Origin of the sequence: Arundinibacter roseus, assembly GCF_004348825.1 — a bacterium.
Lineage (GTDB): Bacteria > Bacteroidota > Bacteroidia > Cytophagales > Spirosomataceae > Arundinibacter > Arundinibacter roseus.
In genome coordinates this window covers 302,819-325,335 of sequence record NZ_SMJU01000001.1, presented here as the reverse complement: position 1 = coordinate 325,335, position 22,517 = coordinate 302,819, and the positions used below count along the sequence as shown (strand labels likewise).

Genomic DNA, 22,517 nt, shown 5'->3' with positions numbered 1-22,517 from the left:
GTTTTCCGTCAGGCTATTTTTTCTTTTTAAAAAACCACGCAATCCCGAGCGTCGAGGCAATGATGAGAACAATCAGCAATAGTTTACTGGCCAGATCTTCGTTTGGATGTGCCAAAAGATAGCTGATTTCGCGGGCTTCCAGCCCAACCCAAACGGCCAACACCGTACGCGGAACCATTCCCAGCGTTCCTCCCAAAAGTACTTGCCGGAGCTGTGCGCCCGCCAAAACAAAAAAGAGATTAGTAACGGCAAAGGGCAATACAGGTGAAAGCTTGGCAAAAAAAATCAGCCGCAGTTGGTTCTCTTCAAACCGCTGCAACAACCTATGCACCTGTGGATACGCTCTTTGTAAATGCAGAAGCATACTGCCTGAACGCATGCGGCGCGCTACTGTGTATACCACCAAAATGGCCATGAGATTGAGCAGAAACAGGAACGGAAGCGCGATCCAACCTAAAAAATAGCCATAAACCAGTGCCAGAAAAGTGGGCGGCGAAAGCGCAAGAGCTGACGCCACGGCCAGGCCAATAGTTGCCAGCATCCAGGTTTCCAGCGGCCATTCGGCCAGGAGTTGTTCATGCGTTATGGCCCAGCCGGTCAAAAGAGAACTCGTAAACAGCGGAACGATTGTCAGGACGATGCTCGTTAAAACCGGGAGCGGATATTTTTTTATAAAGGCTTTTTCCAAGGGTATCAGGTGCCGTTAAAATGACTATCGGAATGGTATTTTGTAGGAAAAACACGGTATCCCGCCAAAAGAGTTTACGTACCTTGCATCTTAATTTTTGCAGCACTTAATTCATCAACTTTATGAAGTTTGCCACCAAAGCCATACATGCGGGTGTAGAGCCCGACCCAACCACCGGGGCCATCATGACGCCTATTTACCAAACGTCCACCTATGTGCAGGAAAGCCCCGGCAAACATAAGGGATACGAGTACTCGCGCACGCACAATCCCACCCGAACGGCCTTGCAAAAAGCGTTGGCTGCACTCGAAAATGGACAACACGGTATTTGCTACGCCTCCGGCCTTGCCGCCACGGATGCCGTGCTGAAACTGTTTCGGCCAGGCGATGAAATCATTGCTACCAATGATTTGTACGGCGGAACGTACCGGATCATGAAAAAAATATTTGAGCCTTTTGGACTTATTTTTCATTTTGTGGATATGAGCGATCCGGTAGCGGTAGAAGCGGTGCTTTCGCCGGCTACAAAAATGATATGGATTGAAACGCCTACCAATCCATTGCTCAAAATTATTGACATAGAAGCAATCACTTCACTTGCCCGCTCAAAAAATGTGCTGAGCGTGGTAGATAATACGTTTGCTTCGCCCTACTTACAAAATCCGCTCGACCTCGGTGCTGATATCGTGATGCACTCTGTGACAAAATACCTGGGCGGACATTCGGATACGGTGATGGGTGCTTTGGTTTTGAACGACGACGCACTGGCGCAGCAGTTGGCTTTTATTCAGAATGCAAGCGGGGCCGTTCCGGGCCCGCAGGATTGTTTTCTGGTTCTTCGCGGATTAAAAACGCTGCATATTCGGATGCAGCGGCATTGTGAAAATGCAGGAAAATTGGCCGTATGGCTTCAAAATCAACCCAAAGTAGGTAAGGTGTATTATCCGGGCTTGCCCACGCATCCGGGACATGCACTAGCCGCCCGACAAATGAGAGGGTTTGGGGGAATGATTTCTTTTGAATTGAAAGGCGACGTCTACCAAGAGGCCGTTTCTGTCATGGAAAATCTGCACGTTTTTTCGCTGGGCGAGTCGCTCGGTGGGGTGGAGTCGCTTTGTACGCATCCCGCAAGCATGACTCACGCCAGCATTCCCAAAGAAGAACGCGCCAAAGCCGGGCTGAAAGACACCCTTATCCGACTAAGCGTAGGCATTGAAGATATAGACGATCTGATTGCAGATTTACAGCAGGCTATTGGCTAATTCATAAATTCTAAACAATGTTGCATGTTTTAACCAAAAAAATGCAGCATCAATTATCAATAAAAAACGATCAACGTATGTTTCAAATACCTCGTCGCCCGCGTCGCAACCGCCGCACGGCAGCTATTCGTGAGCTTGTGCAGGAAACAACCCTGTCGGTCTCGCATCTGATTTTTCCCATGTTTGTTGTCGAAGGCTCCGGTATCAAAAGCGAAATCAAGTCGATGCCTGACATCTATCGGTTTTCGCTCGATACCTTACTGGAAGAATTAAAAGAAGTGACCGACCTGGGAATACAATCGATTTGTCTTTTCCCAAATTATCCGGAAGATAAAAAAGACAAATTGGCCACTGAGAGTTATCAGCAGGGCACATTGTACCTGCAGGCGCTGTCGACCATTAAAGAAAAATTTCCAAATCTGACACTTATGACCGACGTAGCTATGGATCCGTACAGCAGCGACGGGCATGATGGCTACGTAGAAAACGGCCAGATAATCAACGATATTACGCTGGAAATTTTGGGTAAAATGGCCGTTGCACAAGCCAAAGCCGGAGCCGATATCATCGGACCCAGTGATATGATGGACGGTCGGGTTGGGCATATCCGGTCGGTTCTTGATGCCGAAGGCTATACCGATGTGAGTATTATGTCGTATACGGCCAAATATGCGAGTGCTTTCTACGGTCCTTTTCGGGATGCACTCGACTCAGCGCCTCGATTTGGCGATAAAAAAACGTATCAGATGAGCCCCGCCAACGCTCGGGAAGCATTGGTTGAAGCACAGCTTGATCTGGAAGAAGGTGCTGATTTTCTGATGGTTAAGCCCGCTTTGTCTTACCTGGATATTATCAAATTGCTGAATGATACCTTCGATGTGCCCATTGCGGCCTACAATGTTTCGGGAGAATATGCCATGATTAAAACCGCTTCTCAAAACGGCTGGATTGAAGGCGAACGTGCCATGCTCGAAGTGCTCATGAGCATCCGTAGAGCCGGTGCAAAAGCTATCCTGACCTATTTTGCCAAAGAAGTGGCGCAGGTACAAAACGGTTAACCAATGGATTTTTCTTTTTTGTAAAAAATGCTGAACAGGCTGAATCAATTCTGCAATTGAGTCAGCCTGTTTTTTATAATTACTTCTGCTTCCGACTCATGATCACCAGCCCGATGCCCGCAATAAAAACGATGGCACCGGCATAGGTTGGCCACGATACTTCTTTATTCTTATCAGCATTGATTTCTACGGGCCCAATATCTACCACTTTTTCTTTTTGTGTGTAGTTGAAGCCGTTAAAGATCAACATGCCGATTCCGACGATAGCTAGTATAATTCCTGCGATTCTCATAGTATACGATGGATTGATGGTTACGAAAGCCATTTACTAAAAGCATACCAATTCGGGAAACAAATCTTGTGAGTAAAAAAGACCTCGCTTTTTGCGTTTTAACTCATCACGTAAATCCCTTGGTTGCTTTTAGTAATGAACCGCAGCATGTACTTTTGTAGCCTCACTCGATTCCCGATATTCTTCTGTATTCTATGAAATCTATACTCCTGCTCAATACTCGTCTGGTCAATGAGGGCCGCATAGTTGACGCCGATGTTTTACTAAAAGAAGGCCGCATTGCCCAAATCGGCAAAGATTTACAGCATTTGTCTGCCGACCGAATACTCGACGCCAAAGGTTGCCATCTATTGCCGGGAGTGATCGACGATCAGGTACATTTTCGGGAGCCAGGGCTGACGCACAAGGCTACAATCGGCAGCGAGGCACGAGCGGCAGTAGCCGGAGGGACTACGTCATTTATGGAAATGCCCAATACGGTGCCCAATGCTCTTACGCAGCAATTGCTCGAAGATAAATATGCCATTGCTGCCCGGACATCGCTGGCCAATTATTCCTTTTATATGGGCGCATCCAACGATAATTATGAGGAAGTGATGCGCACCGATCCACGGCAGATTTGTGGAATCAAGATTTTTATGGGCTCATCCACAGGTAACATGCTGGTAGATGCGCCTCAGGTACTCGAAAAACTTTTTGCCGATGCGCCCTGCCTGATTGCCACGCACTGCGAAGACGAACCGACCGTTCGGCAGCGAATGGCGTTTTTTCAGGAAAAATATGGAGAGAATGTACCGTATGATATTCATGCCATTGTCCGTAATGAAGAAGCCTGCCTCAAATCGTCTTCTTTTGCGGTGGAATTGGCACGAAAACATGCTACACGCTTGCATATTCTGCATATTTCTACGGGCGACGAAACCTCGCTTTTTGAAGTCGGTACGCGTACAAATGGGAAAATTCTGCTGGCAGATGGCAGTCCTAAACGAATTACCGCCGAAGCCTGCGTACATCATCTATGGTTTGATGCCGAAGATTATCACGCCTGGGGTACTAAAATCAAGTGCAATCCGGCGATAAAAGCACCGCACCACAAAGCTCAGATTTTAAACGCCCTGCTTGACGATCGGATTGACGTAATCGCTACCGATCACGCTCCTCATACGCAGGCCGAAAAAGCTCAGAGCTACTGGCCCGCCCCATCCGGGCTTCCGTTGGTGCAGCACTCGCTGCATGTGCTGCTGGAAATGGTCCGGGAAGGGAAACTATCGATTGAGCGGGTTGTTGAAAAAACAAGCCACGCAGTAGCAGACTGCTTTGATATAAAAGAAAGAGGCTATATCCGGGAAGGCTACTGGGCTGACCTTGTGCTGGTTGATCTGGATCAGTCTACTTTGGTGACGCCCGATACGCTGTTTTCTAAATGTGGCTGGTCGCCATTTGAAGGCACTACGTTTCATTCGCAGGTACGGCATACGTTTGTGTCGGGGCATTTGGCCTATTCCGAAGGAAAGCTCGATGAATCGGCTCTGGGACAACGACTTGAATTTGTGCGATAGAAATCTGGCAAATTCGATTTTCGGTTCATCCTTTTTTTAAGACAGTTCGTCCTCACAAAACCACCTGTTCATCTTTTTTGTATTGCGGGATGCAACGTTTCTGACGTAATTCACATCTACTTACTTACAAGTGGTCGCAGGCTGTATATCAGCGGCTGACATTTGGAAGAAAAGTAGAGGCTGGACGGTTAGTATCCATACAATTCAAGGCACTTTTTTCAATGAAAAAGAAGCTTTTTGTAAAATTTTAGAAAAATTAACAAAAAACAAGGTACTATGTATTGCAAGATACCTATCAAAACCCATATATTTGTAACATCTTATTGAAACCAGGGAATTATTCGACCTAATGCCCATACCTTCAACGATATAACCATAGAGCCATGAAAGCATTAAAAGTACTCTTCGTATTGATTTTGATAAGCGTGCAGGCAAATGCCACCGGATATTCTCACAATATGCTGGTAGCACAGAAAATGCTTAAGACCAAAAAAGCAGTTAAGAAAAGCGAAGTAAAAACAGAGTCGCTCCAACTGAAAACAACGCCAACCGTTGTAAAGCAAACGGCCTGCCCAACGTCGCAGGAATCGGAAAGGGAAGAAGTATCCCTACGACCCGACACTTCGGCGGCGTCTTTTTCTCAGTACATCGCCCGCTGGATTGTTCGGATTTTGACCATAAACGGACAGGTGCTGGGCGAACGACTGGTGTCGCTTTTTTCGACAAGCGATGAAGTAGAGAAAGAGTTACCTACTCACGCGAGTTTTGTCGGTGTGACCGGAAATATTCTTTCCTACATTAATACACCCATGCGGAAATTGCTGTAAAAGTAAGGAAAGAAGTATAGGTATAAAACATAGCCATGAACTTTGAAAAGAGGGAGAACAGGCACTGACCATTGGTCGTGCCTGTTTTTTTTGTGCAGATAGGTTATATATCTGTCAATCCTTTTTTTAGGAAGTTTTGAAGCTACATGGTGGTATTAATGAATTTCCTCCAATCTCTCTGCTATAAAAAACACCTCCGAGCCCTGACGAGGCCCAATGGAATTGTAGCAGGGCTCCATTTTCAGAACAGACAAAGAGGTGTTCATCAAAGCCTGATACTCTGCTGCGTGTCCTCCAAAGGGTGGTCCACCTACAAAATCGCGGTCAAAAAGTAATCCTGCTAATTTCCCATTTACTTTAAGCAACTTCTGCATGTGCTGCACATACTGCACCCGAAGAGCGGGATCCAGGGCGCAAAAGAAGGTTTGCTCCACAATGAGATCATACTTGCCGGTATGTTCAAAGAAATCCTGATGAACCAGATTTAGGCCGCTACCCAAATATTCTGCGCATCGCTTCCCGAGCGTTTCAATCACTACCGCCGATAGATCTACGACCGTCACATCCGTAAATCCCTGCTGCAACAAGTACACGGCCTCGTAACTGTTGCCGCCGCCAGGAATAAGAATTTTTATGGTTTTGTCGGGTAATTGATCAAAATACGCTTGAAGAGGCGGTGATACCGTGCCCAAATCCCAGCCGATTTGCTGCTGCGCATAGCGCGTATCCCAATAGTTTTGGTTGAGGGGAGTTTCCATGGATTATAATTTTTATACAGAACCTCAACCATAAAATTGCTTCCTTTTGTTCAGGAACGCGGGGCTTTTTCTACAAATAGAGGTTTTAAAACGGAATTTCTCCCGGTTGGAATGAAATTTTAGGAAATAAATAACCTAACCTAAAATTTTATTCTAACTATGAAAAATGAAGTAACATCCTGTGTAGATGCGTGTTTGAATTGCTACAAATTGTGTCTCGACTGCGCGCATGAATGTATAAAAATGGCCGACGAGCACATGCTCGATTGCGTACAAAATTGCCTGGACTGTGCCGAGCTTTGCAGCCTTTGCGCCCGTTTCAGTGCTACGGATTCGCCTTATGCCAAGCGACTTTGTGAGATGTGTGCTGATGTATGCAATGCCTGTGCCGCTGAATGTGAAAAACACAACCACGCTCATTGTCAGGCTTGTGCCGAAGCTTGCCGTACCTGCGCCGCCGAATGCATGGCGATGGCGTAAGATTTCAACTATTCATAAAGGATTAATTTACTTATCCTGCATCCGATCTTTGAACCGCCATACCGAAAAGCCTACGTACATGAAGGTGGCTCGGTTAGCATCAGGATCTTTACGGTTCAGTAGTCCATTTAGATTGCTAAACCCAACCTGAATAGGACCAAAACGAGCCATTGCACCCATCGACACGCGCTTGTTTCCTTCAATAAACGTGAGAGGTAGCGAAAAATCAGAATCCTCGTTTTCGAAGCGGGGGGTAATCGTGAAAAGATCCGGCTGCGTCATATCCAACGCATTTTGAGGCGGATCACCGTAGCGTTTGGTTTGGGAAAGATTGATAAAAAAAGACTTGACAAGCTGTACGTCAGCTTCCAGATGAACTGCCGTTGCGAGCTGCGCTTCTTGATTCATTGGAACTGCGTTTTGAGCATTTATTACCTGCATAAAGCCATCAGCACCTTCATTTCCCAGAATTTCCAAATCGTTTTGTTGAATAACAAACCGGGATAAATTGCCCGAAACAACCCGGCTTTCAGTGCTACGGTACCGAATCATGCCCAGGTCAGTTACCGATGCTGACAGCCGGATCAGGTAGCCGGGGCGGGCGTCGTCGTCATCTTCAAGACGATTCCAGTAAGAGCCCAGCTCATAGGTAGCGCCCAAATCATAGCCCCAGCCGGAACCGTAGGTATTGGACTTAAAAAAATCTCCAATGGCAAGTTTCTGAGTCGGATAGGTATACCCGGCTTCGTAGGAAAAATTGGTGAGAACCAGCTCTTTTTCATCGGCTTCACCTCTCGCCACAGACCGGATTTGATAGGTATCCACAGCACCCCGAAGATAGCCGGCACGCGCGCCGAACATCCGTTTTAGGGTTGCCCCAACTTTTAATTTGTGCGCCCGAAGATTGATGAGTTGCAGACCATATGCCAGGCTTGCTTCGGTGAAACTCTGTTGCGTGAGGTCAAAGTCTCCCCATGTATCTGATGCCAGGGGAGTGGCGGGCGAATCGAGCCGTTTGTAGTACAGCGTGCGAATATCCTGCGGAATATTTTGTCCCTGCACAAATCCCCGGGAACGAACCTGAAAGGCAAATCCGTGATTTTTACCAACAGACCACATCGCTGACGGCCACCGGATTTCACTTGCTACGTACATTGGGTTGCCTGTGGTGATGGAACCCATCGTGCGCGACCGTCCATATAGTTCGTCAGTCGTGTGGGGTACAAGTTGGGGATATAAAAAGGCGTTTCGTCCAAAAAAAATAAAGTAGCGGTTGTTGATCGTACTGCCCGCTGTCACGAGATTTACCTGCCATTTATAGCGGGAACCGCCTAAAACCGAAGGGTTAACGGTACTGCGATACAGCCCACCGTAGTTGCTGAGGCCAAGACCGGGAACCTGCTGCGCCAATCCGGAAGGCGCCATTGCGAGGGCAGCAAGCAAAAAACAAATGATCGTTTGAAGCGTTTTTTTCATGAATTGTGTGCGGGATTGATTCCTATTTTTCCCTGATTGTCGTATATAATTCGTTCTTCGTCCAGCAGTTTTCGTACGGCTGCGAGCAATTCTTTTTCTGAAATTTTTTCAAAAGCAGCTTGGAAAGTTTGAGGAAGCAGCGGGCCATTTTTTTGTAAATATACAAGGAGATCATCCACAAGTTCGGTACTTAATTCGTGAACGGCCTGCGATTTTAATCGCTTCAAACAAGCATCACACACGCCACAGGGCGTACCATTTTGTTCGTTGAAGTAATTCAGGAGCAGCAATGTCCGGCATTGCGACGGATGCTGCGCATAGTGAATGACGGCGGCTACTTTTCTAAAATCCCGTTCTTTTCTTTTCTCAATTTCATAAGTATTTAAAGGTAAAAGTTCGGCATCGAAGCGCGGAGTGAGGTACGTAAGCTGAGGAGTATTTCGCTGCTTTTCGTAATCAATTATGGTTCTTTCCTGTAAAAATTGCAGACGGGTCATGACTTCCGGAATCGGCACGTAAAATGCCCGGGCAATTTCACCTTCCGAGATACGAACGTACTCCGAGAACAACTCGCCGCCGTACATCCGCAGAATCAGTTTCAGGAACGAATCATAATCGGGGTATCGTATTTGAAAATCGTATAATTGACGGTTATCCACCAGAAAATGTAGTTTGGAAGAATCATTAAATGCTTCGCTCAACTGAATAAACCCTTCTTCCTGCAAGAGTTTAAGGGCAAAGTGGGTTTCCGAAACAGGTAAACCGAAAGTTCCGGTAAACTCGTGCATATCAAAACTGTAACTGATAAATTCGCCACCCCCAAGCGGGATTTTGAAATAATTGGCCAAAGCCTGATATACCCTTCGGCACAGGTCAATCGTAGGATATTTGCGCTCCACGGCCTGTTGCAGGTCGTCCAGGTCTTTGTCATTATACAGAGCCACTGCGTAGGCTTTCTGTCCGTCGCGTCCGGCCCGGCCCGCCTCCTGATAGTAGGCTTCAAGACTATCGGGCAGGTCAAGGTGTACTACGGAGCGAACATCGGGTTTGTCGATGCCCATGCCGAAAGCGTTGGTAGCCACAATGACCCTCAGCTGCCCGCGCTGCCAGGCAATCTGCCTGTCGGTACGGTCGCGAAAGGGCAAGCCTGCGTGGTAAAAATCCGCTTTGATGCCTTGCCTCCCGAGCCATTCAGCGATTTGTTGCGTGCGTTTGCGGGTACGAACATACACAATGGAAGTACCGGGCACGTTGGTTAGCACCTGCATCAATTTTCGCTCCTTGTTGTCTTCCTGAAAAGCCGAATACGACAGATTCTTTCGGGCAAAAGACTGCCTGAAAATCCGGGGCTGCTTCATTAGCAGCTTTTCCAGAATATCTGCTTCTACATCGGGTGTGGCTGATGCCGTTAGCGCCATCACGGGTACGCCGGGCAGGAGAGTTCTAAACTCCGAAATCAGCAGATAAGCCGGGCGAAAATCGTAGCCCCAGGCCGAGATACAATGCGCTTCATCAATTGCCAGCAAGACTACGTTCATCCGCTGCACGCGGGCAATCATGATGTCGGTACGGAGACGCTCGGGCGACACGTACAAAAACCGCAGGTTGCCATGAATGCAGTTGTCGAGCACAATGTCAATTTCACGGCGGTTCATACCGGCATGAATCGCTGCTGCCGGAATATGCCTCCGTTTGAGTTGCTCAACCTGATCTTTCATGAGCGCAATGAGAGGCGTAACAACGATACAAACCCCATCCATAGCCAGGGTAGGTACCTGAAAGCAGAGCGATTTGCCTCCGCCGGTTGGTAAAAGCACAAGGGTGTCGTGGCCGTCCAAAACTGATCGGACGGCCTCTTCCTGAACGGGCCGAAAGGCATCGTAGCCCCAGTATTGTTTAAGAATCAGGAGGAGATCTTTCATGCAAAAAAAGATAAAATCGGTAGCCTGCAAAGTAGTGATTTTGCTGCAAATACACAGAAAGAACGTCTTTCCTGCATTGAATGATTTATGCTATATTCGTAAAAAAAGGTTTCCGAACCTGCGTCAGCCATAAAATAACCAAGTGGTTTACAGGCTTACATTTCAATTTTTGTATTCATCTAATTTTTTTCAGGAAAATGCCCCGTTTCTTCCTTCGTTCCCGAGTGTGGTTTGTTATCTTTTTGCTGGCTCTGAGTAATTTGGGGTGTTCCGTTTCTCAGTATATTCATCGGGAAGTAAAAAAATCTTCGGTGTTATCGCAGCATCACGTCGGGATTTCGGTGTATGATCCGGCTCGTAAAAAAACGCTTGCCGCTTACCAGGATGATCATTATTTCACCCCGGCTTCCAATACCAAGCTATTTAGTTTTTATGCCGGATTATCGGTTTTGGGAGACTCCGTTCCGGGGCTTGAATACCAGCTCCGGGACAGCACTTTGTTTTTTCGGGGAACCGGCGACCCATCTCTGTTTCATCCCGATTTACCCCCAAGTGCAGTGGTTGATTTCCTGAAAAACCGAAAGGAAAAATTAGTTTTTTCAGGAAAAAACTTTGAAACTACTGCCTTTGGGCCAGGATGGGCATGGAGCGATTACAGCGATTATTACCAGGCCGAGCGTTCGCCGTTGCCTGTCTATGGCAACATTGCCCGCTTTACCAGCCCTTCGGGTTTGTATGTGCGCGTGCAGCCGGAGTTTTTACAGGATTCGGTTTCATTGGATACTACCATTTCGGGAATAGACCGTGCGCAGTTTAGCAATCAGTTTCGCCGCTCGGTCAATGCTTTGCCAGCCGGGCTGGAACAGGATGTACCCTTCCGGACGTCGGATGCGCTGACGGCGCAACTGCTGACAAAGGCTTTAAAGAAAGACGTTTTGGTGAAAAATGAAGTAATGCTTCCCCCTTTTCAGAAAGTATACAGCATTCCGTCCGATTCGTTGTATCGGAGAATGATGCAAGTGAGCGATAATATGATGGCCGAGCAACTCATGTTGGTGTATGCTTCGGCCAATGGACTGCCTTTGGATACAAAAAAAGCCATTGCCCATGCCCAGGAAAACCTCTTAGCCGATCTGCCGGATTTGCCCTTATGGCGTGACGGCTCGGGGCTGTCGCGTTATAATCTGTTTACACCTCGTACTATGGTAGCTTTGTTGGATAAAATTCATGAGAAAATCCCGCAGGAGCGCCTCTTCATGATCTTACCGGCAGGTGGACAATCGGGAACGTTGCGCAATATGTTCAAAGGAAAAGACGCCTTTGTATTTGCCAAAACGGGGAGTTTGAGCAATGTTTTTTGCCTGAGCGGCTACCTGATTACCCAAAAGGGAAAACTGCTTTATTTTAGTTTTATGAATAATAATTACACCAAAACTACTGCCGAAATCCGTCAGGAAGTAGCGCGCGTACTTACGGGGCTGCACGAAAAGTACTAGGCTGGATTAGTTAGGTTCAATCCAGGTTTGGTTGGTGCAGTAAATTTCATTTTTTCCATTGCGACGCATCAAAACATAGATTTTATAAACTCCCGGCTCAACGGTATCTTCATGGAAAATCCCCTGAAAACCGCGGGCGAAGTAGCGAAATCTCCGCAGGATGGTTCGCAGCGGTACCGCAAACTGATTGGGAGGTGACGCATATACGTGAGTCGCTGATTTCAACAAAACGTAGGGGCCGTCGGTGTAGCTTTCTTCGGCATCAAAAAAATCACTCATGGCGTAGGCATGAATCTCATCTTTGTAGCGTAGCACCGAATCGAGTTCGTACGTACCAACGCAGGGAAGGGAATCGGTGGCGGTGCGTGGGTTCCAGCCTTCGGCCAGCGGATCGTCGGATTGGTAGTAAGACCGAATCGTCTCAAAATGCGCCTGACTCATCTGAAACATACGCAGGCCCAGCCAATCGGAGTTGTAGCGGGTATTAAACTCCTGCACCACGGCTGCCCGGCGGTTGTTCACTGCTGTCGCAAAATTGACATACAAGAGGGTGAGATTAATTAATATTCCAAAAATAACCAGCGTGATCGTCCACCGTTGCCGGCGTTGGCTGCGGAGCCAGGTTAGGGCACCCAGGTGCAACATCACCCAGCCGAGGGAAGAATACATGCGGTAGCGGCCTTTGAAGAGCGATTCAAAACCACCCAGCGGTATTCGCTTATACAAAACGGCGAACGAAGAGATTGCCACAAAGAGCAAAAGCGCCAGGGCAAATTGCCCGGCAGGACTAAGCTGCATGGGACGGCCCAGAAGAGATTGAAAAAAGGAGGGTAGTTTTTTGCCAAAAATCGCAACAAAAATCACCGCCATGAGCAGCCCCGTAACTACGGCCATTCCCAGCGGAATGGGGTCTACGGAGTAAGCGTCGAAAGCGGTGATTGCGCCAATGAATCCGAAAAATCCGGCCAGGCCCTGCCACAGTTGTTCCGGGTCTGAGAAGTCAAGACTTTCGGTTTTTTGTGGAAAGCCGGAAAAGTAAAGGAAGGCGGTCAGTACAAAAAGGGCAGTCGTAAGAAAAAATGCCTTGCGCCGACCGGTAATCCAAAGAACAAAAGCGATAATGACAAAAACGGTAATGCCATTTCCGTAGGTAAATGTAGCCGCCAGGGCGCACAACAGCGCGGCCAACAAATTTTGCGAGTGGCTGATGAAGTAAAAAGCCATCATGGCAAATAGCAGCACGCCAAAATTACACAGCGAACTAACGCCCCAGAATATATTCTCGAAGGAGTGAATCGTAAACCAAAGCCAAACCACAGGCACAAAGTGCCAGAGTGAGAGCCTCATTCGACGAAAAACAGCGTAGAAAACGCCTGCACAACCCAGCCAGCACAGATTGCCGATGACCATCAGGCTAAGTAAATTGACCTTTCCAAACAAAAAATAAGAAGCCAGCACCAGCGAGCGAGAAAAAACCAGTCTATGCTCGGGAAATGGATCGGTGAGGCTGTGCCAGCGTTCGAGCCAGGTGGCGTCTTCAAAGCCCGGAATAACGCCCAAAATCAGGATGTCGTCGTAGGCAACGTAATTTACATTGAGGGCAATTTTGACAAAAGTCAATAGATATAAAAACACGGGCAGCGCGCACAAAAGCGCAGCGAGCCAGGTTTGTTTTTGAAGAGAAATCAGAAAAGAACGAAAAAAGTACATGAAATGGACGTCAATGAAAGCACTGAATTGCCGCCAAAATTAGGAAAGATTTTCTGTAAGCAGGCCGTTCATTTAGTTTTGGTCGTCGACTTCGGTTGTAGCGCGCGGATCTTTGGTGTAATCATAGAGCAATTTTCCTTTGTCATCCCACTCGCGAAGCACAAAAGGTTCAAAATCTTCATCCCAGCAGGATTTGGGATATTGCGTCTCTTTTTTGCGCTGACGCCGATATTGATAGTATTCTACCCAACGGCCTATTTTCTCATTGTGTTCATATTTTCCGTAGGCCGAGAGCTGTCCTTCTTCGTAAAAAGAAAAGTATTCTCCTTCAATATCTTCATAAAAAACAGGAATTACTTCTTTGATTTTTGTGTGAGAAGAATCATAGTACGAAATGCGCGACGAAGCCGGGAAACCCCGGTACCAGTGCGTTTTGTCCAAAAGCGTATATTTCGCATCGTATCTTACCCAACGCCCATCTTTGGTTCCCATAAAGTAGTATCCTTCTTCCATCAGATTTCCCGCAACGTAGCGCTTGTAGGGACCATGTAGCGGCAGGGCTCTTTCTTTATCCTTAATGACCGATGAGCTCAGTTTTTTGGCCTTAGTATCGTACCACCTGATGTCACGTACGTAAGCGCTGATGGGGGTGTACTCTTTCAATACATGAAATTCTTCAATCGTGGCGCGGTCGCCACTGCCAAATTTGACCAGAATCTTTTGCATCGGAATTTCTTCGTATTGCACGCGCGCAAGTTTGGCTTTTTGAACCTTGCGGCGGCGCTCGGAGCGGCGGCTTTTGAGTTCCTGCGCTTTCAGACCCAAATCAGGGATTGTTTCTCCCAAAAGCTGCGACAGACTCGCTGATTTTCCTTTGCCGCCCGGAAGTGAAAGCGAGGCTGACGGATCAAGACCGGGAAGCTGTGCATCCAGGCCGGTCGATTTTTGAACCTTGGCCCGCAGGGTGTCGAGTTTAGACTGCGAGTTTTGCAGACGTTCCTTTCCCGACTTTCGGGGCTTTTCGGTTTGGGCCCAGGCGGTTGCCGAAAGGCCTATCCACAAAATACACGCCAAACAGGCGGTTTTCTGTACCATAGTTACGTTTTTCTTACAGTCATGTTTGTTACCTTTGTAACGAAAACGACTCATTGATATTGATTTACAAATTAATAAACTTTTATTCATCTTGGAAAAAGACGCAAAGATTTACATTGCCGGGCACCGGGGCATGGTGGGATCGGCCATTTACCGGAAACTCCTGAGCGAGGGTTACACCAATTTTGTAGTCCGTACTTCTGCCGAGCTGGACCTGCGGAATCAGGAAGCCGTTTGTACATTTTTTGAGGAAGAGAAACCTGACTATGTATTTCTGGCGGCAGCGAAAGTAGGCGGTATTATGGCTAATAACACGTATCGTGCCGAATTTCTACTGGATAATCTCCAAATTCAAAATAACGTAATTGACAGCGCACACCGCACGGGCGTCAAAAAACTGATGTTCCTCGGTTCGTCGTGTATCTACCCAAAAATGGCTCCACAGCCGCTGAAAGAAGAATATCTGCTTACAGGCGTGCTCGAACCTACCAATGAACCCTACGCAATTGCCAAAATTACGGGTATAAAAATGTGCGAAGCCTACCGCAGCCAATACGGAAGTAATTTCATTTCAGTGATGCCCACCAACCTTTACGGCCCAAATGATAACTACGACCTGGCCAATTCGCACGTGTTGCCGGCTATGATTCGGAAGTTTCATGAAGCAAAAGTAAACGGTAATCCTTTTGTTGAACTTTGGGGAACGGGCTCGCCCCGGCGCGAATTTCTGCATGCCGACGACCTCGCGGAGGCCTGCTGCTTTCTGATGGAAAATTATAATGAACCCGAACTCATTAACATTGGTGTGGGCGATGACCTGACGATCAAAGCATTAGCTGAATTAATTCAAAAGGTAGTTGGTTACGAAGGCAGCATTCACTGGAATACCGAAAAACCTGACGGAACGCCTCGTAAGCTGATGGACGTGAGTAAGTTACATGGTCTGGGCTGGAAACACAAAATTGACATCGAAACTGGAATAAAAGCCACGTATCAGGATTTTTTGAGTAAAATGGAGGCTTACGCCGTATGATTAATAATGACTAAATCGCCGCTGGAAAACCCACTAACACCCGCCGAAATTGACCGGATCATCGAAATGGCCTGGGAAGATCGTACTCCCTTTGATGCTATTTTGGTGCAGTTTGGTCTGCCCGAACAAGGGGTTATTGAGCTTATGCGAAGAGAATTAAAAGCGTCGTCGTGGCGCAGGTGGCGAGCCCGGGTACAAGGGCGCGCCACCAAGCATTTGGCCAAAGCAAATGTGACCGATGCCCGCTTTAAGTGCGACCGACAACGTTCAATTTCGCTCAATAAAATAAGTAAGAGGAAAAATTAATTGGTGAAGTATTTGAGCGTAAAACCTAATTATTGTGGGTGAAAAAGAGCTTTTACCCACGATAATTTTATTTTTGGTGAAAAATCCCTTATTTATTTGTCGTAATCTTCTGGAAACTGACTAGCTTTGCGGGATTCAATTACAGACTAATTTTAATCCGTTGCAGAGCAATGTCTTCTACATTAAAACTTGATCAGATAGATCGGAAGGTACTAGAAATACTACAATCCAACGCAAAAATTACTAACGCGCAACTTTCCAAAGAAATCGGTCTTTCTCCCGCACCTACCCTTGAACGCGTCAAAAAACTGGAACAGGCCGGTATAATCAAAAGCTATCATGCACAGCTCGATCCTGAGAAAGTAGGACTTGGTGTAACCACATTTGTGCAAATTACGCTTGTGGGGCATAAGAAAGTCGTGACGGAATCGTTCGTGGAAAAAGTCAATTCGATTGCCGATATTATTGAATGTCACCACATTACCGGAACCGGAGATTTTTTGCTGAAAGTAATTTCCAAAGATATCAGCACGTATCAAAAACTGATGCTGGAAAAGATAAACGAAATTGAAGAGGTTGCAAGCACCCAAACGATGGTGATCCTTTCTACATTTAAAGAAAGTAAAACGCTGCCCCTTCCCTGAAAAATATCAGCAGGCGCGCAGCCGTTTCTGAATCAGTACTTTCCTGCCTTTTCCTTATTTACGCTTAGCCCGTCGGTCATTCCGCCGGGCTTTTTTCAGGTTATCAATCGCCTTTTTTGCTTCGTCATGTTGGTTAGACTTGCGGTCAGCTTTGTCGAGAGCCAATTTGTAGTAGCGCTGCGCTTCGGTCAGGTTTTTCTGAACTTCGGCGATTTTACCCAAACCAATCAGCGATGACACGTAATAGCCGGCATTAAGCGAATTGGTTTGGGCCGAAAAATTGATTGCTTTTTGGTAAAACTCCGCTGCTTCGGTATAGTTTCGGGCGTAGTTGTGTGCGTAATAAGCCAGTACATAGGCCGCATTTCGTCCACTAACTCCTTCGTAGCCAGGCATTTTTTGATCTATTTTTGACAGGATGTTACGGGCGGCCTGTTGCGCCTCAGCCATGTGGCCGGTTACGAAAGCGGAGCGGCAGAAGTAGCGCTCAAAGTACGGATTGTCCGGAAACGTTTGCCACATATACTTGGCCATATCGTAGGCTTTGGCATGCTGATTTTCCATGCTGTAAATCTGCAACAAAAAATAGCGCGCTTCTACCCGTGTGTAAAAAGCATTGTTGGCCACCGTTTCGAGCTGTTTTGTACCTAGTTTTTTATTTCCTTTCTGAAAGAAAATCAAGACCGGCTTCAAAATGGGGTACTCCTGCGGAATCCATTCGGAATAATAATTATACACACCATCTCCGAAAAGCAACTCGGGACTTAAATCGCCGTAGCCTTTGCTTTTTTCAAGGTATTTCAGCGAGTTTTTTCCGGCAAAAGTTGCCTTGGTCCATTGCTTGCGCTCTGAGTACAGCCTTCCTTTGAATGCATAGGCAGCGGCCAGAAAAAACGAAGGTTCTACCTTATTTTCCTTTTCTTCATACAATTGTTCGGCCAACACAATACACGAATCCAGATGTGCCAGCAATCGATTGTCGTAGGCCGTGTTGTCGGTATTAGGCACGATTTTCCACCACTCGGCCAATCCCATTAGAAAGTGCGGCATCGGGTGTTTGGGGTAGCGGTATTTGAGCCAGCGAAATTCTTTATCGGCTTCTTCAAATTTATAGTTGTACAGCAGATTAATCGCTTCCGTAGCTTCGATCTGTACACCTGGATTTTTCAGTAATAAATCATAATTTTTGTCCAGATCCGACGCCGAATATAGCTGCGCCTGCGCCGGAAATATCAGGAGAGCAAAAGAAAGAAATTGAATTATTTTTTTGGTCATTCGTTGCATGTTCATAACTCACTCAAAATATGTCATTAGTAACGCCGGATTCTTATTTTCCGTTTGTTGTACGGTGGGTTTTTAAAAAATGGTTTAATTTGGCCCGAATTGAGAATTAGAACTATGATAACCATCCGAAACAAAACGTTTGTACCCTTCCTTTCTCCCGCCGCGCTTGAAGCGCGCATCGCTCAGGTAGCCCACCAACTCAACGAGGATTACAAAGGTAAAATGCCCTTGTTCATAGTGGTACTCAAAGGCGCATTTATGTTTTCGGCAGAGCTATTCAAACACGTAACGATTCCCTGCGAAATCACTTTTGTGCGGCTTGCGTCCTACGAAAGTATGGAGTCGTCGGGGCGGGTCAAACAGATTATGGGTTTGGAAGAATCCGTAGAAAACCGGCACGTGGTGCTGGTGGAAGACATCGTGGATACCGGCCTGACAATGGCCCAACTTGTAGCGCAGCTCCGGCAAAAAGGCGCTGAAAGCGTAGAAGTTGCTACGCTTTTACACAAACCCGATGCGCTTAAACAACCCGTTGACCTTCGGTATATTGGCTTCGAAATCGAGAACCGTTTTGTGGTCGGCTATGGCCTCGACTACGATGAGCAGGGTAGAAACCTGGATTCGATCTACGTATTGGCCGAATAACCTGCAATGCAAGTATACGTAGGTTGGTGGTCGGCTTTATTAGAAAATAGATAGTTCCTCTGGCAGATTATTATTCAAATTCCTATGCAAATACAGTTTTTTGGCGCCGCACGCACCGTTACGGGAAGCAAACACCTGATTACTACCGAAAAAGGCACGAAAATTCTGCTGGATTGCGGGCTTTTTCAGGGCATTCAAACCGACGACCTCAACCAGGATTTTGGTTTCAAACCTTCTGAAATAGATTACCTGATCTTGTCTCATGCGCACATTGACCACGCCGGGCTGATTCCTCGTCTGGTAAAAAAGGGATTTAAAGGACCCATTTATTGTACCTCCGCTACGGCAGATTTATGTGGTATTATGTTGATGGACAGTGCTTACATTCAGGAAAAAGACCTCGAACGCATCAATGCCAGGCGGCGGCGTCAAGGACGCAACCTGCTCGATTTGCTGTATGATTCGGAAGATGCGCAGCGTGCCCTCAAATTATTTAAACCAGTACAATACGGACAAACGTTTCACCTTGGTGCCGATGAAGTAGACGTGTTTTTTACCGATGCGGCCCATATTTTAGGAAGTGCCGCCGTGCATTTAACGATTCGGGATAATGGTACGTTCAAACGTGTAACCTTCACAGGAGATATTGGCAGGCCCGAAGATCAGATTTTACGCAAACCTGACCCTTTTCCACAAGCTGACATCCTGATTTGTGAGTCTACCTACGGAGACCGCCTGCACGAGCCTCAGCCCGACTTGCAGGCACATTTGCAACGTATTGTCCATAAGACCTGTGTAGAAAATCAGGGAAAATTGCTGATTCCTGCATTTGCCGTCGACCGTACACAAGAATTGATCTATTCGCTGGATCAGCTGTCGAGCAGCGGACGGTTGCCGCGAATCCCGGTATATATTGATAGCCCGCTGGCCATAAAAGCTACGCAGATTATGAAAGAAAATGAAGCGTATTTTAACCCGGATATTCTGGAATACATAGAGCGGGATGGCGATGCATTTGCCTTTCCTTACCTGCATTATATTTCCGATGTAGAAGAGTCCAAAGCGCTGAATACCAAAAAAGAACCCTGCATTATTATTTCGGCCTCGGGCATGGCGGAGGCCGGGCGCATCAAGCATCATATCAAAAACTCGATTGAAGATTCATCTACTACCATTCTGATGGTAGGTTATGCGGCACCTAATACATTGGCCGGAGCGTTGAAGCGCGGCGACAAAACGGTCCGTATTTTTGGCGAAGAATATCAGGTGAATGCCAGCATAGAAACGCTCAATTCGTTTTCCGCCCACGGCGATTATAACGAAATGCTGCAATTTTTGTCCTGTCAGGATGCGTCGAGAGTCGAGCATGTCTTTTTGGTTCATGGCGAATACGAAACGCAGGTTGCCTTCAAACTGAAACTTCAAAAAGCTGGTTTTCAGCATGTTCATATACCTGCTATGCACGAAAGCTTCGTGGTTTAGCGCGGGATAAATTTGGCACGGAGTTTACCATTTGAACGTTCTGGATTTTCTTTTTTTAAATGCTTGCAGAACTGCTCCGGATACTTTTATCTTTGTAGCCCAATCAGAAAACGGCGAAGTGGTGGAATTGGTAGACACGCACGTTTCAGGGGCGTGTGTCTTTACGGACATGCGAGTTCGAGTCTCGCCTTCGTCACATAACAAAAAAACCTTCGGAAACTTCCGAAGGTTTTTTTGTTATGTCTAATTCTGCTTCTTTTCCCGTCGGTTTCGGGCTATGCGCACGGCACTCATGATAATAACCGCAAACAGCACAAGCCCACCTACACCCCACAGCCATTGAACTGTACTTTTCAAAATAACCAAAAAGACAATAGCGAATAGAAAAACTGTGGCAACTTCGTTCCAAAGCCGCAGCTGAAACGACGAAAACCGAAAACGTCCGGCCTTTACTTCATACAGCAGCCGGCGCGTATAGAGATGATACCCCACCAAACCCAGCACAAACGTCAGCTTGATGTGCATCCATCCCTGACTGAGCCAATCGGGCATCAGGTATAGCATGGCAGTTCCGGTGAGCAGCGTCAGCCACATGGCCGGCACCATAATGGCCCGAAAAAGCAGGCCTTCCATTTTGATAAATTGCTGAAAAAGAATCGCCCGCTCGGCGTCGGGACGGGCGTTGGCTTCGGTATGATACACAAGCAACCGGGGCATGTAAAACAGCCCGGCAAACCAACTGACGACAAATATGATGTGAAGCGACTTTATATAGAGATAAGCCATGCGTGTTTACTTCTTCCGAATCAAAAACTTTCTGTCCGGCTGAATGGTTTAAGTAAGTAGTGATACCAGCCGCAAAGGTACGACAATTAGGACTACTACGAATCGCTCATCAACGAGCTTTGGGCTATGTGAAGTTCTGATTGAAAACCAGGCACAGTTCTTTTCCAAACATCCAGATCGGCTCATGAAAACGATTCTCTTTACCGTATTTTTTGCGGCTTTATTCCTTGCAATTTCTGCGAAACGGGTAATTGCTCAAACCAACAAAAAGAAAAAAATGATGACAAATCAAGCCACAAATGTTGCCGATGGAATGGCTATTGCCACCTTCGGGACGGGTTGCTTCTGGTGCACCGAGGCGGTTTTTGAAACCATGGAAGGCGTCGCCGATGTAGTGTCGGGCTATGCCGGCGGTGAAAAACCCAATCCAAGTTATAAAGAAGTATGTACAGGCACTACCGGACATGCCGAATGCGTACAGATTACCTACGATCCTGCCAAAGTTACCTACACCGAATTGCTGGAAGCTTTCTTCCGTAGCCACGATCCGACCACGCTCAACCGGCAGGGCAATGATGTTGGAACGCAGTATCGTTCCGTCATTTTTTACCATTCCGACGAACAGCGAGCCCTCGCCGAAGCGGCCCGCACCGAACTTAACAAATCGGGTGCATATCCCCGCCCGATCGTTACGGAAATCACTCCCGAAGAACCTTTTTTTGTAGCCGAAGAATATCATCAGGATTACTTTGCCAGGAATCCGGATCAGGGCTACTGCGCGTATGTGATTGCGCCTAAACTGGACAAGTTTAAAAAGGTGTTTAAAGAAAAATTAAAAAAAGAATATGTCAATCCCTAATGAGGGAGAAAGTATCCGTAGGTTTATTTGTTTTAATTATCTGTCGGGTACTTGCGAATAGATTCCCTGAAAATCACCAGTATACCTGTTAAAAAAAGATACGTGGTGACGGGTAGATCTTTCAAAAAAAGATAGAAAACATAGAGGAAATTAATTGTAGTCAGTTATTTTGTTTTCAAAATTGGTACTTTTACTCACTCGAATGGTGTGTTTGTTTGATATTCATGACCGAATAATAAGTTCCGGATTTTGGGCTTTTGCGGCATGGAAATAAACGCATTAATTTGTGCCAACAATTTTTTCACGTAACTACTCTATTGATCATGAAAAAGATTTTCTCTTCCCTGTTTTTAGTCGCTCTTCTGGTGTTTTCAGCCGAAGGCGTAATGGCTCAATCCTATCAAAAAGGTGATAAACTACTCAATGTAGGGGTTGGACTTGGTACCTATGGTGCTGGTGGCCTTGGCTTGGGTGGCTCCTTTGAGGTAGGTATTCATGATGCGATCAGCGTGGGCGCGTTGGGTGGCTTTTCGGGCCGTTCCAATTACCTGGGTTCTGGTGTTCGCTGGTCAGTACTTACGATTGGTGCTCGCGGTTCGTATCACTTCAACGAGCTTCTTAATCTCGACAATGATATGATTGATTTATATGCTGGTTTAGGTCTTGGATACCGTAATATCAGCTGGAATTATGATGGCATCGGTTTGGGTGGAAGCAACTACGGAAGCGGTATTCTTTTCCTGGGTCACATTGGCGGTAAGTATTACTTCAAACCTAATTTAGGTGTATTTGCTGAGCTCGGTTCCGGATTTGGTACGTTGCAGGCTGGTCTTTCTTTCAAGTTCTGATTTAAAG

22 protein-coding genes and 1 tRNA gene are annotated in these 22,517 nt (G+C 46.7%); 14 read left to right on the top strand and 9 right to left on the bottom strand.

Translation table 11 applies throughout. The features are described from left to right. Positions 1 to 13: 13 nt before the first annotated feature. Positions 14 to 688, bottom strand: a complete 675-nt coding sequence (locus tag EZE20_RS01410; protein ID WP_228713493.1) for a TVP38/TMEM64 family protein — start codon at positions 686 to 688, stop codon at positions 14 to 16. A gap of 122 nt (positions 689 to 810) precedes the next feature. Between EZE20_RS01410 and EZE20_RS01405 the strand changes: the two genes are divergently transcribed. Then, the gene (locus EZE20_RS01405; protein WP_132113698.1) at positions 811 to 1,950 is read left to right on the top strand and encodes a cystathionine gamma-synthase; all 1,140 of its coding nucleotides are present in this window, start codon (positions 811 to 813) and stop codon (positions 1,948 to 1,950) included. 77 nt (positions 1,951 to 2,027) lie between these two features. Beyond that, a complete protein-coding gene (hemB, locus tag EZE20_RS01400) occupies positions 2,028 to 3,008 on the top strand; it encodes a porphobilinogen synthase (protein WP_132113696.1) in 981 nt (326 codons plus the stop codon). A 79-nt stretch (positions 3,009 to 3,087) separates the two neighbouring features. Here the strand turns inward: hemB and EZE20_RS01395 are convergent, their stop codons facing one another. Continuing rightward, positions 3,088 to 3,300 (bottom strand): hypothetical protein, encoded by a 213-nt coding sequence (locus EZE20_RS01395; protein WP_132113694.1) that lies wholly within the window; start codon positions 3,298 to 3,300, stop codon positions 3,088 to 3,090. Positions 3,301 to 3,494: 194 nt separating this feature from the next. Here EZE20_RS01395 and EZE20_RS01390 point away from each other — a divergent pair, with 194 nt between their 5' ends. Next, the gene (locus tag EZE20_RS01390; RefSeq protein WP_132113692.1) at positions 3,495 to 4,859 is read left to right on the top strand and encodes a dihydroorotase; all 1,365 of its coding nucleotides are present in this window, start codon (positions 3,495 to 3,497) and stop codon (positions 4,857 to 4,859) included. Positions 4,860 to 5,242: 383 nt separating this feature from the next. Continuing rightward, complete coding sequence (locus tag EZE20_RS01385) at positions 5,243 to 5,686, top strand: hypothetical protein (protein WP_132113690.1); 444 nt, start codon at positions 5,243 to 5,245, stop codon at positions 5,684 to 5,686. Positions 5,687 to 5,841: 155 nt separating this feature from the next. On the opposite strand, the gene EZE20_RS01380 is transcribed toward EZE20_RS01385, so the two are convergent. After that, entirely contained in the window at positions 5,842 to 6,444 is a 603-nt protein-coding gene (locus EZE20_RS01380) for a methyltransferase domain-containing protein (RefSeq protein WP_132113688.1), read from the bottom strand. Between the two features lie 159 nt (positions 6,445 to 6,603). On the opposite strand from EZE20_RS01380, the gene EZE20_RS01375 reads away from it, so the two are divergent. After that, positions 6,604 to 6,924, top strand: a complete 321-nt coding sequence (locus tag EZE20_RS01375) for a four-helix bundle copper-binding protein (protein WP_132113686.1) — start codon at positions 6,604 to 6,606, stop codon at positions 6,922 to 6,924. Positions 6,925 to 6,951: 27 nt separating this feature from the next. On the opposite strand, the gene EZE20_RS01370 is transcribed toward EZE20_RS01375, so the two are convergent. Then, on the bottom strand, positions 6,952 to 8,400 hold the full coding sequence (locus EZE20_RS01370; RefSeq protein ID WP_228713492.1) for a DUF5723 family protein: 1,449 nt from the start codon (positions 8,398 to 8,400) through the stop codon (positions 6,952 to 6,954). Further along, positions 8,397 to 10,322: a RecQ family ATP-dependent DNA helicase gene (locus EZE20_RS01365; RefSeq protein WP_132113684.1), complete on the bottom strand. Its 1,926-nt coding sequence runs from the start codon at positions 10,320 to 10,322 to the stop codon at positions 8,397 to 8,399. The genes EZE20_RS01370 and EZE20_RS01365 overlap by 4 nt, the downstream gene beginning before the upstream one ends. Positions 10,323 to 10,519: 197 nt before the next feature. On the opposite strand from EZE20_RS01365, the gene EZE20_RS01360 reads away from it, so the two are divergent. Beyond that, positions 10,520 to 11,818: a D-alanyl-D-alanine carboxypeptidase/D-alanyl-D-alanine-endopeptidase gene (locus tag EZE20_RS01360; RefSeq protein WP_132113682.1), complete on the top strand. Its 1,299-nt coding sequence runs from the start codon at positions 10,520 to 10,522 to the stop codon at positions 11,816 to 11,818. Between the two features lie 6 nt (positions 11,819 to 11,824). Here the strand turns inward: EZE20_RS01360 and EZE20_RS01355 are convergent, their stop codons facing one another. Further along, positions 11,825 to 13,528 carry a hypothetical protein gene (locus tag EZE20_RS01355; protein WP_132113680.1) on the bottom strand — a complete coding sequence of 568 codons (1,704 nt, stop codon included), beginning with the start codon at positions 13,526 to 13,528 and terminating at the stop codon, positions 11,825 to 11,827. Positions 13,529 to 13,600: 72 nt separating this feature from the next. Continuing rightward, on the bottom strand, positions 13,601 to 14,623 hold the full coding sequence (locus EZE20_RS01350; protein WP_228713491.1) for a toxin-antitoxin system YwqK family antitoxin: 1,023 nt from the start codon (positions 14,621 to 14,623) through the stop codon (positions 13,601 to 13,603). Between the two features lie 91 nt (positions 14,624 to 14,714). Between EZE20_RS01350 and fcl the strand changes: the two genes are divergently transcribed. The 3 genes from fcl to EZE20_RS01335 all read left to right on the top strand — a co-directional run bounded on the left by fcl (position 14,715) and on the right by EZE20_RS01335 (position 16,606). Continuing rightward, positions 14,715 to 15,656, top strand: a complete 942-nt coding sequence (gene fcl / locus EZE20_RS01345) for a GDP-L-fucose synthase (protein WP_132113678.1) — start codon at positions 14,715 to 14,717, stop codon at positions 15,654 to 15,656. Positions 15,657 to 15,662: 6 nt separating this feature from the next. Beyond that, on the top strand, positions 15,663 to 15,962 hold the full coding sequence (locus EZE20_RS01340; protein WP_132113676.1) for a TIGR03643 family protein: 300 nt from the start codon (positions 15,663 to 15,665) through the stop codon (positions 15,960 to 15,962). Between the two features lie 170 nt (positions 15,963 to 16,132). After that, positions 16,133 to 16,606 carry an Lrp/AsnC family transcriptional regulator gene (locus EZE20_RS01335; protein WP_132113674.1) on the top strand — a complete coding sequence of 158 codons (474 nt, stop codon included), beginning with the start codon at positions 16,133 to 16,135 and terminating at the stop codon, positions 16,604 to 16,606. Between the two features lie 54 nt (positions 16,607 to 16,660). On the opposite strand, the gene EZE20_RS01330 is transcribed toward EZE20_RS01335, so the two are convergent. Next, positions 16,661 to 17,881 carry a tetratricopeptide repeat protein gene (locus EZE20_RS01330; protein WP_132113672.1) on the bottom strand — a complete coding sequence of 407 codons (1,221 nt, stop codon included), beginning with the start codon at positions 17,879 to 17,881 and terminating at the stop codon, positions 16,661 to 16,663. Positions 17,882 to 18,004: 123 nt separating this feature from the next. On the opposite strand from EZE20_RS01330, the gene hpt reads away from it, so the two are divergent. From hpt to EZE20_RS01315, 3 genes are all read left to right on the top strand, one after another. After that, a complete protein-coding gene (hpt, locus tag EZE20_RS01325) occupies positions 18,005 to 18,535 on the top strand; it encodes a hypoxanthine phosphoribosyltransferase (RefSeq protein WP_132113670.1) in 531 nt (176 codons plus the stop codon). 84 nt (positions 18,536 to 18,619) lie between these two features. Next, positions 18,620 to 20,017: an MBL fold metallo-hydrolase gene (locus EZE20_RS01320; protein WP_132113668.1), complete on the top strand. Its 1,398-nt coding sequence runs from the start codon at positions 18,620 to 18,622 to the stop codon at positions 20,015 to 20,017. Positions 20,018 to 20,129: 112 nt separating this feature from the next. Further along, a tRNA-Leu gene (locus EZE20_RS01315) sits at positions 20,130 to 20,213 on the top strand. A 47-nt stretch (positions 20,214 to 20,260) separates the two neighbouring features. Here the strand turns inward: EZE20_RS01315 and EZE20_RS01310 are convergent. Next, a complete protein-coding gene (locus tag EZE20_RS01310) occupies positions 20,261 to 20,803 on the bottom strand; it encodes a CopD family protein (RefSeq protein ID WP_132113666.1) in 543 nt (180 codons plus the stop codon). A gap of 277 nt (positions 20,804 to 21,080) precedes the next feature. Between EZE20_RS01310 and msrA the strand changes: the two genes are divergently transcribed. Both msrA and EZE20_RS01300 read left to right on the top strand, forming a co-directional pair. Then, positions 21,081 to 21,662, top strand: coding sequence for a peptide-methionine (S)-S-oxide reductase MsrA (msrA, locus tag EZE20_RS01305; RefSeq protein ID WP_132114171.1), 582 nt, complete (start codon positions 21,081 to 21,083; stop codon positions 21,660 to 21,662). Between the two features lie 323 nt (positions 21,663 to 21,985). Continuing rightward, positions 21,986 to 22,510: a hypothetical protein gene (locus EZE20_RS01300; protein WP_132113664.1), complete on the top strand. Its 525-nt coding sequence runs from the start codon at positions 21,986 to 21,988 to the stop codon at positions 22,508 to 22,510. Positions 22,511 to 22,517 lie beyond the last annotated feature (7 nt).

What these genes read in the sequence shown, in the direction of transcription:
- EZE20_RS01405 (WP_132113698.1), top strand. Translation starts at nt 811, where the DNA reads ATGAAGTTTGCCACCAAAGCCATACATGCGGGTGTAGAGCCCGACCCA.
- hemB (WP_132113696.1), top strand. Translation starts at nt 2,028, where the DNA reads ATGTTTCAAATACCTCGTCGCCCGCGTCGCAACCGCCGCACGGCAGCT.
- EZE20_RS01395 (WP_132113694.1), bottom strand. Translation starts at nt 3,300, where the DNA reads ATGAGAATCGCAGGAATTATACTAGCTATCGTCGGAATCGGCATGTTG.
- EZE20_RS01390 (WP_132113692.1), top strand. Translation starts at nt 3,495, where the DNA reads ATGAAATCTATACTCCTGCTCAATACTCGTCTGGTCAATGAGGGCCGC.
- EZE20_RS01385 (WP_132113690.1), top strand. Translation starts at nt 5,243, where the DNA reads ATGAAAGCATTAAAAGTACTCTTCGTATTGATTTTGATAAGCGTGCAG.
- EZE20_RS01380 (WP_132113688.1), bottom strand. Translation starts at nt 6,444, where the DNA reads ATGGAAACTCCCCTCAACCAAAACTATTGGGATACGCGCTATGCGCAG.
- EZE20_RS01375 (WP_132113686.1), top strand. Translation starts at nt 6,604, where the DNA reads ATGAAAAATGAAGTAACATCCTGTGTAGATGCGTGTTTGAATTGCTAC.
- EZE20_RS01370 (WP_228713492.1), bottom strand. Translation starts at nt 8,400, where the DNA reads ATGAAAAAAACGCTTCAAACGATCATTTGTTTTTTGCTTGCTGCCCTC.
- EZE20_RS01365 (WP_132113684.1), bottom strand. Translation starts at nt 10,322, where the DNA reads ATGAAAGATCTCCTCCTGATTCTTAAACAATACTGGGGCTACGATGCC.
- EZE20_RS01360 (WP_132113682.1), top strand. Translation starts at nt 10,520, where the DNA reads ATGCCCCGTTTCTTCCTTCGTTCCCGAGTGTGGTTTGTTATCTTTTTG.
- EZE20_RS01355 (WP_132113680.1), bottom strand. Translation starts at nt 13,528, where the DNA reads ATGTACTTTTTTCGTTCTTTTCTGATTTCTCTTCAAAAACAAACCTGG.
- EZE20_RS01350 (WP_228713491.1), bottom strand. Translation starts at nt 14,623, where the DNA reads ATGGTACAGAAAACCGCCTGTTTGGCGTGTATTTTGTGGATAGGCCTT.
- EZE20_RS01340 (WP_132113676.1), top strand. Translation starts at nt 15,663, where the DNA reads ATGACTAAATCGCCGCTGGAAAACCCACTAACACCCGCCGAAATTGAC.
- EZE20_RS01335 (WP_132113674.1), top strand. Translation starts at nt 16,133, where the DNA reads ATGTCTTCTACATTAAAACTTGATCAGATAGATCGGAAGGTACTAGAA.
- EZE20_RS01330 (WP_132113672.1), bottom strand. Translation starts at nt 17,881, where the DNA reads ATGACCAAAAAAATAATTCAATTTCTTTCTTTTGCTCTCCTGATATTT.
- hpt (WP_132113670.1), top strand. Translation starts at nt 18,005, where the DNA reads ATGATAACCATCCGAAACAAAACGTTTGTACCCTTCCTTTCTCCCGCC.
- EZE20_RS01320 (WP_132113668.1), top strand. Translation starts at nt 18,620, where the DNA reads ATGCAAATACAGTTTTTTGGCGCCGCACGCACCGTTACGGGAAGCAAA.
- EZE20_RS01310 (WP_132113666.1), bottom strand. Translation starts at nt 20,803, where the DNA reads ATGGCTTATCTCTATATAAAGTCGCTTCACATCATATTTGTCGTCAGT.
- msrA (WP_132114171.1), top strand. Translation starts at nt 21,081, where the DNA reads ATGATGACAAATCAAGCCACAAATGTTGCCGATGGAATGGCTATTGCC.
- EZE20_RS01300 (WP_132113664.1), top strand. Translation starts at nt 21,986, where the DNA reads ATGAAAAAGATTTTCTCTTCCCTGTTTTTAGTCGCTCTTCTGGTGTTT.